The following is a 15,828-nucleotide window of genomic DNA, read 5'->3' on the forward strand; positions in this document are numbered from 1 at the left end:
ACACGGTATATCAAGACACCATGAGTTATCTCACCCTGCGCCATCTCCATACTACGGCGGCCTTCCTTAGCGTGGGTCTGTTCATGCTGCGCGGCGGCCTGGCCCTGGCTGGTCGCAATTGGCGCCAGGTACCTACATTGCGCTGGCTGCCCCATGTCAATGATACCGTGTTGCTGTCGGCCGCCATCAGTCTGGCCTGGTTGAGCGGCCAATATCCGTTTCAGCAGCATTGGCTGACGGCCAAGGTGATCGCCCTGCTGGCCTACATCGCCACCGGCAAGATGGCACTGCGGCCTGAGCAGGATAGGACACGCAGGGTGTGCTGGTTGCTGGCAGCGCTGGCCTGTGTCGCGTATATCCTGGCCGTTGCCCGTATCCGCAGCCCGTGGCTGGGGTTAGCCTGAGAACCCTTTATGGGATCAAGCCGTGGATGGGGTATTCCAAGAGCCCATGCAAAGTCTTTCGCCTCGTCGCGGCTCGCTGGGCTTGGCGGCATGAATATACCGACCGCTCACCCACCCGTTACCGGCGGAAAAATCGCCACTTCGGCGCCAGGTGGTATGGGGGCTCCCTGGCTGGCAAGCTCCTGATTGACTGCCACCCTGAACACCTTGCCTACCGCCAGCTCATCCGCCCAGACACCACCACGGCTGCGCAGGTGTGCCAGCAGGCCAGCTACATCCCATGGCGTAGCTGGTGCGGCCAGCTGTTCGCTCTCGCAGCCCAAGACCTCGCGCAAACGGGCAAAGTACAGTAGTTGTATGGTCATGATGGGGCCGTCAGGCATACGCCAGCTCGAACAGGTGGTGACAACGTACGCGCATGCCTGCATCCAGCCGGGTACGTTCAGGAATTTCCAGTAACACATCCGCCTCTGCCAGCGAAACCAGCGCCGCCGAACCTTGTTGCTCATAGGCCTGGACACAGCGTTGCCCTTCCTGCTCCAGCAACCTGGCACGCAAGAATTGCCGGCGTGATGCCATGTTTTCCACCGACTCCGCCAGGGGCAGGTAGCAGGGCAAACGGCTACGCATGTTCTCGCCACAGGCCCGCTGGATGAAGGGGCGAGCCAGCAGCAGAAAGGTGATGGCCGCCGCCACCGGATTGCCTGGCAGTCCCAGAAAAGGCTTACCCTGGACATGCCCAAAGGCAAACGGCTTGCCGGGCTTGATGGCAACCTGCCAATGGCTGATGGCGCCCAACGCCTCTACCGCCGTGCGCACATGATCTGCCTCACCGACAGACGCGCCGCCCGAGCTGACTATGATGTCGCACTGTCCGGCCGCAGCCTGCAGCCGCTCTCTGGTCACGTTCAGGTCATCAGGCACCCAGCCGAGATCGAGTACCTCGGCACCGGCTCTGGCGGCAAGCGCCAACAGCTGTGGCCGGTTGGCGTCGTATATCTGGCCCGCCGCCAAAGGCTGCCCCAATGCCTGCAACTCGCTGCCGGTAGACAGTACGCCGACTACCGGTCGGCGATACACCTCAAGCACCGCATGCCCCTGCGTGGCCAGCAGCCCCACCTGCAAGGGACGCAGTCGTTCACCGCGATACAGCAGTACGCTACCGGCGCTCAGCTCGCTGCCCCGCAGGCGCATATGTGCGCCATAACACAGCGGCGAGGCCAGGTGCACTTGGTCTCCTTCCACTTTCACCTGCTCCTGGGGCACCACCCCCTGGCAACCCAAGGGCAATGGCGCCCCCGTCAGAACCCGTACCGACTCACCGGCGGCAATCTGCAGCCGCTCGCCAGCACCCGCCGCCGCATACCCCACCAGGCGAAATGGCCCCAGAGCTTGCTCGGGGCGCATGGCAATGGCGTAGCCGTCCATGGCGCTAGTGTCAAAGTCCGGCAATTCATGCATCGCCTTAATGGTCTGGGTGCTGACGCGACCAGCCGCCAGATGCAGGGGCACCTGCTCGCTATCTGGGATAGCCACCGGATGGCTGGCCAGGAAGTGTTGTATGTCCTCAAGGCTGTGCATGAGATTGCAGACTTTCCAGAATAAACGCCGCGATGCGGGTGGGCTGGTTGAGATCGAGTACGGGCAAGGCCGTGTCTAGTGCTTGGTCGCTGGCAATCGCCAATAACTCAGGCACCTCCGGATAGAGGGGTGCCAGGCCCAGTGCCGGCCTGTAGACCTCCAGCCGCGGTATGGCAAACCGCTTGTATCCCTCGACCAAGGTCAGATCAGCGGGAGCCAGCCGCGCCAGCTGGGCGTCCAGATCGGGCTCCGGCGCATCATGCAACTCGTGGAAAATAGCGAAGCGATAGGGCGTGGCCAGCAGCACCTCGGCAGCACCCGCTGAGCGAAAGCGGGCGCTGTCCTTGCTGGGCGGCTCCAGTTGCACATCATGATGACTGTGCTTGATGACATTGACGCGCAAGCCCTGTGCCGCGAAGCACGGTAGCATGGCTTCGATCAGGCTGGTCTTGCCGCTGCCGGAGCGGCCTATCAGGCCAAATACCCGACTCATGCATCCTCCGGAACCAGTGGGCATACCAGCGGCAAAAAGGCATCAGCACGCGGTGAGTAGGCCAGCAACGCGCCCGCATCCAGATCGAAATACCAGCCATGCAGGGTGATATCACCCTGAGCCAGCCGCTGCTGCACCCAAGGGAAGGATTCAAGATTCCGCAGCGAAATCAGGATGGCCGCCAGCTCGCACGCCCGTTGCCGTTCGGCTGCGGTCGCCATGGGTAGCTGCTGCGCCACCCTGGCTCGGGCCGGCTCGGCAATACGCACCCAGCGGCCGATAAAGTCGGTCTCGCCATCGACCGGGAAGCGTTGCTCCACCAGGGCGCGGATGCCGCCACACTGGGCATGGCCCAGGACGATGATGCGTGCCACCCGCAGTTGATCTACGGCGAACTGGATGGCGGCCGCCACTCCTTGGTGGCTCAGGCCATGGTTACAGGGCGGCACCAGGTTGGCGACATTGCGCACGGTAAAGATATCGCCGGGGTCGCACCCCAGCAGCAAGGCTGGATCAACCCGGGAATCACAGCAGCCTATCAGCAGGGTATTGGGGTGCTGACCCTCGCGCAGGTCGCGGTACAGGGCTGGCGTATGCTCGAAGTAATGCAGCTGGAAACGCTGAAAACCATCAATGAAGCGTTCAAGGTCATGCATCTCAGCCCCCAGTCTGGGACATGAAACGAACAATTTTGGTGGGCTGAGTGGTGAACTCATGCCGCTCTGGCTTGACGGCGATGGCCGACACGATGGCAGCCCTCAACTCCGCATCGCTGGCACCCGCACGCAACTGCTGTCCCAGTGCCACCTTGTCTTCCTGGCCCAGGCAAAGATACAGCGTGCCATCCACCCCAAGGCGGACGCGGTTACATGCGGCACAAAAATGCTGCGACATGGGTGTAATGACACCCAGGCTCATCTCGCCATCGGCGGTTGTCCAATAACGCGCAGGTCCCGCCCCCTGGCCTTTAACCTCGGGTATCAGGCCAAAGCGATCTGCCAGCCGCAGCCCCAACGAAGTCAGGTCCACCACACCAGTTTGTCTGCCGGTGTCGCCTATGGGCATGGCTTCGATCAGGCGCAGGATAAAACCGTGCGCAATGGAGAAATCCACCATGCGCTCCACCTCAGCTTCATTCACCCCGGCCTGCACCACCATATTGAGCTTGATCGGCGCAAAGCCGGCCGCCTTGGCCACAGACAGGCCCTGCAGCACATCCGCCAGGCAGTCGCGCCCGGTTATTCTGGCAAAACAGCTTTCGTCCAGGGTATCGAGGCTGATGTTCAAACGCCGTACACCCGCCGCACGCAAGGCGGTTGCATGCTGGGCCAGTTGCGTGCCATTGCTGGACAGTGACAGATCCTGCAGGCCGGGCAGGCCGGCGATCTGCCCGGCCAAGGTGGCAATCCCGCGACGCAACAAGGGCTCACCACCAGTCAGCCTCACCTTGCGCACCCCCAACTGCACGAACAGGCCCACCAACCGGCTCATCTCTTGGTGAGTCAGCCAGTTGGCAGGCTCCTCAAAGCCCTTGAAGCCCTTGGGCAGACAGTAGGTACAGCGCAGATCACACCGATCTGTCACCGATACGCGCAGGTAGTCGATGCGGCGATGGTAGGGGTCGATCAATACGGGTGCGGCAGTGGGAGTATTCATGGCAACAGCCCGAGGGAGTCTAGTCACCATTGTGCGCAGCCTCGCGCGGTGCCGCTATTCGCTGTTGGGACTAGTCATTCTGGCGAAGCACTTACCTGGCAGATACCCGGCCACCCGGCTGAGAGGAACTGGCAGCAGACGAGGCCGACCTAGCCGGCTGGTAGTGCGCACCGGCAATCAGGTATCGATAGGCCAGTGGCGACGCAAGCCAATGCAGCCGCACGAGCCGCCTATTCAAACAGCAGGGCCAAGGCTGGCCGGCGGCAGACCAGCACCGGACGGCTGCCTGGGCAGCGGTCAGAACAGGCGTTGCGGATCGCCTTCTCGGTCAAACGCCAGCAGATGCTGCACCCTGCCCTGTTTGATTGCCTCTATCATGCGATTCAGATGGGGCTCGGCCTCGGCGCTGCCTGGCGCCTTACCACCACGCCCTGCCAGGCTGGCGGCAAATAATAGCTGCCACGACTGCCCCATGTGTTCAGACTCAGTACGCAACTGGACAAAGTCGCCGATTTCCTCGGGCAGCTTGTCGACACACATCAATGGTGCCAGCGCACCACCCTGCCCCGCCTCAAAGCGGGCGCGCTCTTCCTGGCTGGCCTGCTCCGGCAACTCAGCTCGAGCAAAGACGAACAGCAGGCGCTGCGGTTGATCCTGCTGCCTGGCAGCAAGGAGAAAGTCCGAGAACGAGTTGATGGGCAGGGACATATCAAATTTCCTGGATGGTGTGATCTTCGTGGCACCCGTTGCCGCCAACAAGACCTCGCGTAGCGGCGCTGCGCAGGTGACCGCAACAGGCAGCAACTGGGCATGGCGAGCCGGCACAACTATATCGAAAGGGTTTTGTAAGCGGCGCTAAGCGCCGCCAACAAAACCCAGCGTAGCGGTTCTGGCCAGGCGTGCGAGCGATGGCACGCGCAGCAGACAGTAGCTTGGTACGGCAAGCGCCCACAACCAGGCCAGAAGCGTTTTGTCAGTGGTGCTTATTGCACCAGCGGGCTGTCTGCGCCTTCCAGCGTAATGCCTTCTATCCGGGCGCGGCCGACCAGCAGTTGCAGGTATTGGCGCCAGGCGGCGTCCTGGCTGGCAGTATGCAGGGCGGCGGCAATCTGGTCGGCAACCTGCTCATAGGGCAGCAAACGCCCCTCCACCCGTCGCGCCACACGCACGATATGCAAGCCAAAGCGGGTTTCCAGCAGGCGGGGCAGGATGGTGCCCGGCGACATGGCAAAAACCACACGCTCGAATTCAGGCACCGTGTCGCCACGGCTCAGCTGCCCGAGGTTGCCACCCACCTCACCCGAGGGGCAATTGGACAAGGTACGGGCACGCTCCGCAAACAAAGTCGGATCGGCCAGCAATTCGGCCAGCGTCTGCTCCCCCAGGCCACGCAATGCCTCCAGCGGCACTCTGGGCGTGACTTGAAAGAGGATATGATCGACCTCGACCAGTTCACCCACGGTAAAGCGCTGGGGGTATTGCTGGTAGTGCCGACGGCAACTGTCCTCATCCGGAGTAGGCACTTGCACCTCGGCTGCCAGTAGTGCATTGATGGCAGCCTCCTCATCGGCAGACGGCAAGCCCAATCGCCCGGCCTCATCCAGCAACACACGCCGCAACACCAGTGCCGTCATGGCACGCTGCATGGGATTGGGGGCATCGGCGTGCAGCGGCAGTTCCTGTTCCATATCGGCGTCACTCAGTTCTACGCCATTCACCACAACAGCCATATTAACCTCCTGGTACGGTAAGGCGCCCAGCCAGGCCGAGCGCAAGCTAGGCGCCACTAACAAACCCTGTAGGCGTTGTTGTGCAAACTTGCCGCACCCACGCTTACATGCCTAGCCGGAATCACTCCGCTGGGTATTGTCGGCAGCGCCAAACAGGCGATCAGCGTGGGCGAACCAGCTGCCAGGCACGGCCCAGGTAGGTAACCGAGGCAAAGCCGCTCCAGACATGCACCAGCCGGGTGAAGGGGAAGATCACGAACAAGGTCATGCCCATGAACAAATGCAGCTTGAACAAGAGATGGGCACCGACAATAAAGGCCGCAGCGTCGCCCTTGAAGGTCACAATGTGCTGCGCCCAGGTCATCAGCAAGACCATCTCATGGCCATCCATATGCTGGGCCGACACGAAGATGGTGGACAAACCCAGCAGCAGGGTGATCAGTATCCAGAGCAGCAGCACCTTGTCACCCGGCTTGGTGACGGCACGGATGCGTGGATCGCTCAGGCGGCGGTGCAACAGTATGAGCAGGCCCAACAGGCACAGGCCACCCATGACACCCCCAGCCGCCATGGCGAATGCCTGCTTGAAGCTATGCGTCACGCCCAGGGCGTCCCACACTGCCACCGGCGTCAGCAGACCGACCAGATGACCAAAGAACAGACCGATGATGCCCAGATGAAACAGGATATTGCCCAGCCGCAGGTTGCCGCGATGCAGCACCTGTGAGCTGTCGCTCTTCCAGGTGTATTGCTCTCGCTCGAAGCGGGCCAGACTACCCAAGATAAAGATGGCGAAAGCAATGTAAGGGTAGATGCCAAATACGAATTGGTGCAGGTAGCTCATGATGGTGCTCCCGGTGGATTCAATGTGCGCTTGCCGCGCGCGGGTAGAACTGCACGGTGTGGGTGCCGCTCAATGTGGGCTTGAGTAGTGGCTCGACACCGTCTACGCCAGGACCAAAGGTTTCCATGGCCTCGTCCATGTCCCGCACTGGCGGGTCGGTCTGCTCCAGCGGCACCACATCAGTCAGGGTGCAGAGCACCGCAAAGACAGCGGCATAGGGGCTTTCGTTACGACCCAGGCGACGACCTATGGCGGCCAGCACATGTATCGCATCACCCAGCAGGGTTTCAGCCTGCGCCGGGCTTACCAGGCTCAGATACTCCAGGAACAACGGCACATGGTCGGGCAGTTCGGCCGCATCGGGCTCAAAGCCGTGCTGCTGATACTCGTGCAGCAGGTCGACCATGGCCTGGCCACGGTCGCGGCTCTCGCCATGCACATGCTCAAACAGGTGCAGCGAGTGCGCAGGGTTGCGGTCAAAGGTGGCGACATAGTTTTCCTGCAACGCGATCAGATCATGCTGCTTGAAGAAGTCCGTCAGTTCGGCCAGTGTTTCCTGGGCATCGGGGTACGCATCCAGCGCGTCGTCGATTTCCATCAGGGCGTCGATAAGATCCTGCTCAGGGTAAGTAAGCAGGGCGGAAAGAATGCGGTATAGGCTCATGGTGTACTCCTGAAACGCGGGGGATGGTGTCGCAGCACAACGTCCCGGAAGGCTGCGACGCCTCCCCTGTCGTTTACTCCTCCGTTGTCACAGGCTTTTTGCGCGACTTGGGCATCTCGACGAAGATCACGCTACCCTGCGGTTTCTTGCCAAACAGCGAGCCTTCCGAGGTGCCGCCAGAGCAGCCATTGCCGAATGTAAAGCCACAGCTACCTTTATCGTTGAAGCTGTCTTCGACCATTTCCTTGTGGCTGGTGGGAATCACAAAGCGATCTTCGTAGTTGGCGATGGCCATGATTTGATACATGTCCTCCACCGTGGCTGCATCCAACCCCACTTGCTGCAACAGGCTGATCTCCTGCTTGCCATGCACCACCTCGCCGCGCTTGTAGGCACGCATGGCGATCATGCGGTCTAGCGCCGTCACGATGGGCTTTTCCTTGCCCGCAGTCAGCAGATTGGCCAGGTAACGTACAGGTATGCGCAAGCTCTTCACGTCTGGAATGATGCTGTCGCCCAGCGTCTTGTGCGGCATCCTGCCGGCCTCTGCCGCGCTTTGTATGGGCGACAGTGGCGGGATGTACCAAACCATGGGCAGCGTGCGGTACTCGGGATGCAGGGGGAAGGCCACTTTCCACTCGCACGCCATCTTGTAGACCGGCGATTTGCGAGCTGCTTCGAGCCAGCTTTCCGGTATACCCTGCTTGCGGGCTTCGGCAATCACGGCAGGTGAGTGAGGGTCCAGGAAGACCTTGAGCTGTTCCTCGTACAGATCCTGCTCATTGGGCGTGGAGGCCGCCTGTTCAATCAGATCAGCGTCGTACAGCAGCACGCCCAGATAGCGGATGCGGCCTACGCAGGTTTCCGAGCAGACTGTGGGCTGGCCGGCCTCGATACGTGGGAAACAGAAAGTGCATTTCTCTGCCTTGCCACTCTGCCAGTTGTAATAGATCTTCTTGTACGGACAACCCGAGATGCACATGCGCCAGCCCCGGCACTTGTCCTGGTCCACCAGCACAATGCCATCATCCTCACGCTTGTAGATCGAGCCAGATGGGCACGATGCCACGCAGGTGGGATTCAGGCAGTGTTCGCACAAGCGTGGCAGATACATCATGAAGGTGCTCTCGAAAGTCGAGTACATCTCCTTCTGCAAGCCTTCGAACAACTGGTCCCTGGAGCGCGAGCTGAACTCACCGCCCAGGTCATCCTCCCAGTTCGGACCCCACTGTATCTTGTCCATCTTCTTACCGGTGATGACGGACACCGGTCTTGCGGTCGGGGGCGTCTGGCTCAGCGGGGCTTTTTGCAGGTGCTCGTAGTCATAGGTGAAGGGCTCGTAGTAGTCATCTATCGCCGGCAGATTAGGGTTGGCGAACAGATTGGCCAATATCTTGAGCTTGCCCCCCTGACGAGGCTCCAGCTTGCCTGCGGCATTGCGCTTCCAGCCGCCATTCCACTTCGCCTGGTTTTCCCATTCCTTGGGGTAGCCGATGCCAGGCTTGGTTTCCACATTATTGAACCAGGCGTACTCCACCCCGTCGCGGCTGGTCCAGACATTCTTACAGGTGACGGAGCAGGTATGGCACCCGATGCATTTATCGAGATTCAACACCATGCCGACTTGGGCGCGGATTTTCATTTGGCGACTCCTTCTTCGTCCTCGACGCGCGGCCCTTCCAGCCACTCCACTTTCTTCATCTTGCGCAGCACGACAAACTCATCGCGATTGCTACCTACCGTGCCGTAGTAGTTGAAGCCATAAGCCTGCTGGGCATAGCCACCTATCATGTGAGTAGGCTTGAGCACCGTACGGGTAACCGAGTTGTGGATACCACCACGCTTGCCGCTGGTTTCTGCGCCGGGTACGTTCACGATCTTTTCCTGGGCGTGGTACATCAGGCACATGCCCTGCGGTACGCGCTGGCTCACCACCACGCGTGCTGTCAGCGTACCGTTGACGTTGAAGACCTCCACCCAGTCGTTATCGACGATGCCAGCCTGCTTGGCTTCGGCCTCCGATATCCAGACGTGTGGGCCGCCACGGCTCAGCGTCAGCATGCGTAGATTGTCCGAATAGGTGCTGTGTATGCCCCACTTCTGGTGTGGCGTAATCCAGTTCAGCACCAGCTCGTACTCACCATTCGAATGGCGTCCCAGCATGGGTTTGACGGTCTTGGTGTCGATGGCCGGCTTGTACACGCAGGAGCCCTCGCCGAAGTCCAGCATCCAGCGGTGATCCTGATAGAACTGCTGCCGGCCCGTCAGCGTGCGCCAGGGAATCAGCTCATGCACATTGGTGTAGCCTGCGTTGTAGCTGACTTCTTCACTCTCCAGACCCGACCAGGTCGGTGCAGAGATGATCTTGCGTGGCTGCGCCTGTACATCACGGAACCGTATCTTGTCGTGCTCGCGACCTACTGCCAGGTGGGTATGATCTCGACCGGTGATCTTGCTCAGGGCGTCCCAGGCCTTGACCGATACATGGCCATTGGTCTCAGGCGCAAAGGTCAGGATCATCTCGGCAGCATCAATCGCGCTGTCCAAGCGTGGCCGCCCCTGGCTCACGCCAGGCTCAGTCACCGTTCTGGTCAGGCCGGCAATCTCGTGCACTTCATGCTTGGTGTCCCAGTTGATGCCTTTGCCGCCATTACCCAGCTTGTCGAGCAAGGGGCCAATGGACGTAAACTTCTTGTAGATATCGGCGTAGTTGCGTTCCACCACGGTCATATTGGGCGCCGTCTTGCCTGGTATCAGGTCGCACTCTCCATGCTTCCAGTCCTTGGGCTCCAGCGGCTGGCCCAGTTCGCCCGGGGTATCATGCATCAGCGGTGTCAGCACGATGTCCTTGCGCGTACCGAGATACGGCCCGCCGATGTCACTGAACTTCTTGGCCAGCAACTTGTAGATTTCCCAATCCGTCTTGCTCTCCCATAGCGGCTGTACGGCCTCGCTGAGGGGGTGGATGAAGGGGTGCATGTCCGAGGTATTGAGGTCGTCCTTTTCGTACCAGGTAGCGGTAGGCAGCACGATGTCGCCATACAGGCAGGTGGTACTCATACGGAAGTCCAGCACGGTCAGCAGATCCAGCTTCCCTTCTGCAGCCTGCTCGTGGAATTTCACTTCGGACGGCCTGATGGCGTCGGCCTCGTCGGCAAACAGCGCATTCTGGGTACCCAGCAGGTACTTGAGGAAGTACTCATGGCCCTTGCCGCTGGAGCCCAGAATATTGGAGCGCCAGACAAACATGTTGCGGGGGAAGTTGGCTGGGTTATCCGGGTCTTCACAGCTCATGTGCAAACTGCCCGACTTGAGCTGTGCGGCGGCATATGCCACCGGATCCTGACCAGCCGCCTCGGCGGCGGACACCACATCCAGCGGGTTGGTTTGCAGCTGCGGCGTCGACGGCAGCCAGCCCAGGCGCTCGGATTTGGCGTTCAGGTCTATCATGCTCATGCGGCCATACTTGGCACGATCCGCCGTGGGGGCGAGTATCTCGTCCACGTGCAGTTTTTCGTGGCGCCACTGGCTGGTGTGGGCATAGAAGAAGCTGGTGCCGTTCATCTGCCGTGGCGGGCGCTGCCAGTCGCTGGCAAAAGCCAGTGGTGCCCAGCCAAACTGGGGCCGCAGTTTTTCCTGGCCCACATAATGGGCCCAGCCACCACCACTCTGGCCCACGCAGCCGCACATCATCAGCATATTGATGATGCCGCGATAGGTCATGTCCATGTGGTACCAATGGTTCAGCGCTGCGCCGACGATGACCATGCTCTTGCCATGGGTGTCGTGGGCATTCTGGGCGAACTCACGCGCAACCTGGATCACCAGTTCGCGCCGCACCGTGGTGTGTTTCTCTTGCCAAGCCGGGGTATAGGGCACGTCATCATCAAAGCTGGTAGCGACATTGCCGCCACCCAGGCCACGGTCTACGCCGTAGTTGGCCATCTGCAGGTCATACACGGTAGCCACAGGCACGGTTGTGCCATCGGCCAGGGTGATGCGCTTGATCGGCACATTGCGCACCAGCAGCTCATCGTGCTCCCCACCAAAATAGGGGAAGCCCACGCCTGCTACGTCATCGCGCTGATCTATCAGGCTAAGCAGCGGATCGACCTCGCGGCCACTACCACCATCCTTCTGCTCCAGATTCCATCGGCCCACCTTTTCGCCATCATTGACCTTGCCCTCGCCCCAGCGGAACCCGATGGTGCCATTAGGCACCACGACATCGCCGGTACGTGCATCGATCTGCAGTGTTTTCCACTCTGGATTGTTTGCCTCGCCATGATTGCCCGCCAGATGGGCAGCACGCAGGAAGTGATCCGGCACCAGGCAGCCATTGCGCTCTTTCAGCATCACCAGCATAGGCATGTCGGTGTACTGCTTGGCGTAGCTGCTGAAGTAGTCTGACTTGCCTGTCAGGTGGAACTCCTTGAGGATCACATGCCCCATGGCCATGGCCAGGGCGGCATCGGTACCCTGCTTGGGTGCCAGCCAAATGTCACCAAACTTCACCATCTCGCCAAAGTCGCTCGACACGGCCACGGTCTTGGTGCCCTTGTAGCGAACCTCGGTGTAGAAATGGGCATCCGGGGTGCGTGTCATAGGCACATTGGAGCCCCAGACCATCAAATAGGTCGAGTTGTACCAGTCGGCCGACTCAGGCACGTCGGTCTGCTCACCCCAGATCTGCGGGCTGGCCGGTGGCAAATCACAGTACCAGTCGTAGAAGCTCAGGCAGGCGCCGCCAAGCAGGCTCAGGTAACGGGCGCCGGCAGCGTAGGACACCATGGACATGGCCGGAATCGGCGAGAAGCCCACAATGCGATCAGGCCCGTACTTCTTGATGGTCAGCGCATTGGCTGCCGCAATGATCTCGGTGGCCGTATCCCAGTCGGCCCGTACAAAGCCCCCCTGCCCGCGCACACTCTTGTAGCGCTTGGCTTTCTCGGGGTTCTGGCTGATGGACTCCCAGGCAGCGATCGGGTCCATGGTCTTGCGGGCTTCTCGCCACATCTCGATCAGGCGGCCACGTATCATTGGGTACTTCACCCGCTGAGCCGAATACACATACCAGCTGTATGAGGCACCGCGAGGGCAGCCACGGGGCTCATGATTCGGCAGGTCCGGGCGGGTACGCGGGTAGTCGGTCTGCTGGGTTTCCCAGGTGATCAGGCCGTTCTTGACGTATACCTTCCAGCTGCAGGAGCCGGTGCAGTTCACGCCGTGGGTGGAACGCACGATCTTGTCGTGCTGCCAACGGCTGCGGTAGCCGTCTTCCCACTTGCGATCCTCATCCACCACCGCGCCATGACCGTCCGAGAAAGTGGACTTCACGCGCGACATGAATTTCAGTCGATCCAGAAAGTGACTCATTGTTGCTCTCCATGACGGTCACCCATAAGGTGGCCCGGGCTGCGATTGGGATAGTGCCACTGTAGTTTTTTGCGCCTGCGCTTCCCATTCACCGGAGGGAGGGGGTAAGGCAGCGCAGTGGGACTAGTCCGCATAGGCCATAAGGACTAGTCCCGCCTGGCCCTAAATAAAAAAGCGCCCATACGGGCGCTTGGGAGTCAGCAAGGCATGGGCGCCTGCTTGCGTGCGTAATACCACCAGGTGATTGCCATACAGCTCAGGTAGAAGGCGATAAAACAGAACAGTGCGCCATCCACCCCGCCGGTCAGGTCTATCGACGTGCCGAAGCTCTTGGGAATAAAGAACCCGCCATACGCCCCTATGGCGCCGGAGAAGCCCAGTACGGCAGCCGCCTCTTTGCTGGCATCCACTACTGCCTGTTTTTCGGCTTTCTCGCCACGCCCCTTGGCTTCGCGCTGGCGCTCGGTCAGGAAAATCACTGGAATCATGCGGAAGGTAGAACCATTGCCTACGCCGGTAAGGGCAAACAGCAGGATGAACATGGCCAGGAAGCCATAGAAATCGCCCCCCTGCCCGCCTTGCGGCAGGTAGTGCAGCACACCGAAGACAGCCGCAATCATGCCGGCAAAGGTCCACAGCGTGACGCGCGCACCGCCCAGCTTGTCAGACACCCAACCACCCAAGGGTCGCGCCAAGGCGCCTACCAGTGGGCCAAGAAAGGCGTAGGCCGTAGGGTTGATGCCTGGAAATTGGGACTTGGTCAGCATGGCGAGGCCTGCAGAGAAGCCGATGAAGGAACCAAAGGTGCCGACATAGAGCCAGCACATCAGCCAGTTGTGCTTGCGCTTGAAGATCACGGCCTGATCGGCAAACGACGCCTTGGCATCGGCAATGTCATTCATGCCGAACCAGGCTGCCAGGCTGGCTGCGATGATAAAAGGCACCCAGACAAAGCCTGCATTCTGCAACCAGATGCTTTTTTCCACGCCATCCTTCACATACTGCTGTGGCTCGCCACCCATCGCACCCAGCACGCCCATGGATATCACCACGGGCACCACAAACTGCACCAGCGAGACACCAAGATTGCCGATCCCAGCATTCAAGCCGGTGGCCAGGCCTTTCTTGGCCTTGGGGAAGAAGAAGCTGATGTTGGACATGCTGGAGCTGAAGTTGCCGCCCCCCAGGCCACATAGCAGTGCCAGGATGAGTAAGGTAGGGAAGCTGGTGCTGGGGTCGCGTAATGCAAACCCCATGCCCAGTGCCGGTATCAGCAGGCTGGCGGTGGAGATGGCCGTCCATTTGCGCCCGCCAAAGATGGGCACCAGGAAGGAATAGAAAATCCGCAGGGTTGCTCCCGACAAGGCCGGCAGTGCCGTCAGCCAGAACATCTGGTTCTTGGACAGCTGAAATCCTGCCTTGTCGAGGTTAACCACCACCACACTCCAGAGCATCCAGACGCTGAAGGCCAGCATCAGTGCCGGAATGGAGATCCACAAATTGCGGTTGGCAATCCGCGCCCCGGTTTGCTCCCAGAAGCTGGTGTTTTCAGGCTCCCAGCGCTTTAGTACGTGACTGGACATGATAGATATCCTTGATGGAGGAAAAGAGTGAATCCGTAAGTCATTGCTTTGGAACGGTTACGCAACACGGGAAGCTAAGGCGCGCTGCCCCTCTGCGACGCTCTCTGGGCGGAAGCTGAAGTGCATCCAGACCAGGCTGACGCAGACTGTGCCGTACAGCAGCATGAAGGCGCTGGAGCGGATGCCGGTCAGATCCAGCAAGGCGCCGAACATGATGGGCAGGATGAATCCGCCCAGGCCGCCAGCGAGCCCGACCACGCCAGATACCGCACCGATATTGGTGGGGAATTCGTCCGAGATGAACTTGAATACCGAGGCCTTGCCTATCGCCATGGCGATACCCACTACAAACAGCAGAACGGTGAACAGCGTCGCATTCAGGCCGATATGGAAGGTACGAGGACCATCGACGGTAAGAATGGTGAATTGGGTTTGCGGGTAACTGAGCAGGAAGAAGGCAATCCAGCACACCCACATCACCCACCAGGTGGTCTTGTAGGCACCGTATTTGTCCGACACCCACCCACCGATTGCCCGCAGCACACCACCAGGCAGAGAAAAACAGGCGGCAAGCAATGCAGCCAGCTTGAGATCAAAGCCATACTCGCCGATGTAGTACTTCGTCATCCACAGTGCCAGGCCCACGTAACCACCGAATACCACGGAGTAGTACTGGCAATAGCGCCAGACGCGGGGGTCTCGCAGCATCTTCAGCTGCTCGCCAAAGCTGCCTGTTTGCTTGACCAGATGAGCGGGATTGCTGGCCGAGAGAAACCAGAACAGCACGGCCGTCACCAGCATGGCAACCGCGTAAACCTTGGGCACGATCACCCAAGCACCACCCGCTGAGGCAATCAGCGCAGGCGCCACGAATTTGGTCAGGGCCGAGCCGGAGTTACCCGCGCCAAACACCCCCATGGCAAAACCCTGGCGGCTCTTGGGAAACCAGCGCGCCACATAGGGCGTACCCACCGAGAACGAACCGCCAGCTAGGCCCACAAACAGCGCCAGGACCAGGAACTGCCAATAGGCAGTTGCATAGCTCATCAGCCAGATGGGTATCACCGTGGACAGCATCAGTATGAACAACACGATGCGGCCGCCGTAGCGATCAGTCCAAATACCCAGCGGCACCCGCACCAATGAGCCTGTCAGCACTGGCATGGCGGCCAACAGGCCAAACTGTGTTTCAGATAAGTCCAACTGCTTCTTGATGGGTATGCCGAGCACGGCAAACATCATCCAGACCGCAAAGCAGATGGTGAAAGCAAACGTACTGGATAGCAGTACCGAGGTAGCCTGACTGTTGCCGGCGGGTGTGTCCTTAGCCATGATGCTCTCTCACGATCGTTTATATCTCGTGAGAGCCAGCTTAGAGAGGCCGGGGACCGACCACCATTCGCCAATAGAACCAGATAGGCCTGGGCAGACTGACTAGTTCGCCTGGATGATGCCTCCCGCCGCTCTCCGTTTATTGCGCCGATATTGCCGCCACAG

14 protein-coding genes are annotated in these 15,828 nt (G+C 60.2%); 1 reads left to right on the top strand and 13 read right to left on the bottom strand.

The window, feature by feature from the left end; all coding sequences use genetic code 11:
* The first annotated feature begins 20 nt into the window (after window positions 1-20).
* Window positions 21-404 (top strand): SirB2 family protein, encoded by a 384-nt coding sequence (locus V7714_RS05945; RefSeq protein WP_335708892.1) that lies wholly within the window; start codon window positions 21-23, stop codon window positions 402-404.
* 107 nt (window positions 405-511) lie between these two features.
* Here the strand turns inward: V7714_RS05945 and moaD are convergent, their stop codons facing one another.
* From moaD to V7714_RS06010, 13 genes are all read right to left on the bottom strand, one after another.
* Window positions 512-769 carry a molybdopterin converting factor subunit 1 gene (gene moaD / locus V7714_RS05950; RefSeq protein ID WP_335708893.1) on the bottom strand — a complete coding sequence of 86 codons (258 nt, stop codon included), beginning with the start codon at window positions 767-769 and terminating at the stop codon, window positions 512-514.
* Window positions 770-779: 10 nt separating this feature from the next.
* Window positions 780-1,985, bottom strand: a complete 1,206-nt coding sequence (locus tag V7714_RS05955; RefSeq protein ID WP_335708894.1) for a molybdopterin molybdotransferase MoeA — start codon at window positions 1,983-1,985, stop codon at window positions 780-782.
* Complete coding sequence (mobB, locus tag V7714_RS05960) at window positions 1,972-2,478, bottom strand: molybdopterin-guanine dinucleotide biosynthesis protein B (RefSeq protein ID WP_335708895.1); 507 nt, start codon at window positions 2,476-2,478, stop codon at window positions 1,972-1,974. Before mobB ends, V7714_RS05955 begins: the two co-directional genes overlap by 14 nt.
* On the bottom strand, window positions 2,475-3,134 hold the full coding sequence (locus V7714_RS05965) for a carbonic anhydrase (RefSeq protein ID WP_335708896.1): 660 nt from the start codon (window positions 3,132-3,134) through the stop codon (window positions 2,475-2,477). Before V7714_RS05965 ends, mobB begins: the two co-directional genes overlap by 4 nt.
* Window position 3,135: 1 nt before the next feature.
* Window positions 3,136-4,134 (bottom strand): GTP 3',8-cyclase MoaA, encoded by a 999-nt coding sequence (moaA, locus tag V7714_RS05970; protein ID WP_335708897.1) that lies wholly within the window; start codon window positions 4,132-4,134, stop codon window positions 3,136-3,138.
* 297 nt (window positions 4,135-4,431) lie between these two features.
* Entirely contained in the window at window positions 4,432-4,842 is a 411-nt protein-coding gene (locus V7714_RS05975) for a ribonucleotide reductase subunit alpha (protein ID WP_335708898.1), read from the bottom strand.
* 275 nt (window positions 4,843-5,117) lie between these two features.
* Window positions 5,118-5,864, bottom strand: a complete 747-nt coding sequence (locus V7714_RS05980) for a peptidylprolyl isomerase (RefSeq protein ID WP_335708899.1) — start codon at window positions 5,862-5,864, stop codon at window positions 5,118-5,120.
* 160 nt (window positions 5,865-6,024) lie between these two features.
* A complete protein-coding gene (gene narI / locus V7714_RS05985; protein WP_335708900.1) occupies window positions 6,025-6,708 on the bottom strand; it encodes a respiratory nitrate reductase subunit gamma in 684 nt (227 codons plus the stop codon).
* 19 nt (window positions 6,709-6,727) lie between these two features.
* Window positions 6,728-7,372: a nitrate reductase molybdenum cofactor assembly chaperone gene (gene narJ / locus V7714_RS05990; RefSeq protein ID WP_335708901.1), complete on the bottom strand. Its 645-nt coding sequence runs from the start codon at window positions 7,370-7,372 to the stop codon at window positions 6,728-6,730.
* A gap of 73 nt (window positions 7,373-7,445) precedes the next feature.
* The gene (narH, locus tag V7714_RS05995) at window positions 7,446-9,014 is read right to left on the bottom strand and encodes a nitrate reductase subunit beta (RefSeq protein ID WP_335708902.1); all 1,569 of its coding nucleotides are present in this window, start codon (window positions 9,012-9,014) and stop codon (window positions 7,446-7,448) included.
* A complete protein-coding gene (locus tag V7714_RS06000) occupies window positions 9,011-12,748 on the bottom strand; it encodes a nitrate reductase subunit alpha (RefSeq protein WP_335708903.1) in 3,738 nt (1,245 codons plus the stop codon). The genes narH and V7714_RS06000 overlap by 4 nt, the downstream gene beginning before the upstream one ends.
* Window positions 12,749-12,945: 197 nt before the next feature.
* The gene (locus tag V7714_RS06005; RefSeq protein ID WP_335708904.1) at window positions 12,946-14,331 is read right to left on the bottom strand and encodes a NarK family nitrate/nitrite MFS transporter; all 1,386 of its coding nucleotides are present in this window, start codon (window positions 14,329-14,331) and stop codon (window positions 12,946-12,948) included.
* Between the two features lie 57 nt (window positions 14,332-14,388).
* Window positions 14,389-15,663, bottom strand: a complete 1,275-nt coding sequence (locus V7714_RS06010) for an MFS transporter (RefSeq protein WP_335708905.1) — start codon at window positions 15,661-15,663, stop codon at window positions 14,389-14,391.
* Between the last annotated feature and the right edge of the window lie 165 nt (window positions 15,664-15,828).

The sequence above is a fragment of the Chitinimonas sp. JJ19 genome (assembly GCF_036961565.1).
In the GTDB taxonomy this organism is placed as follows: Bacteria; Pseudomonadota; Gammaproteobacteria; order Burkholderiales; family Chitinimonadaceae; genus Chitinimonas.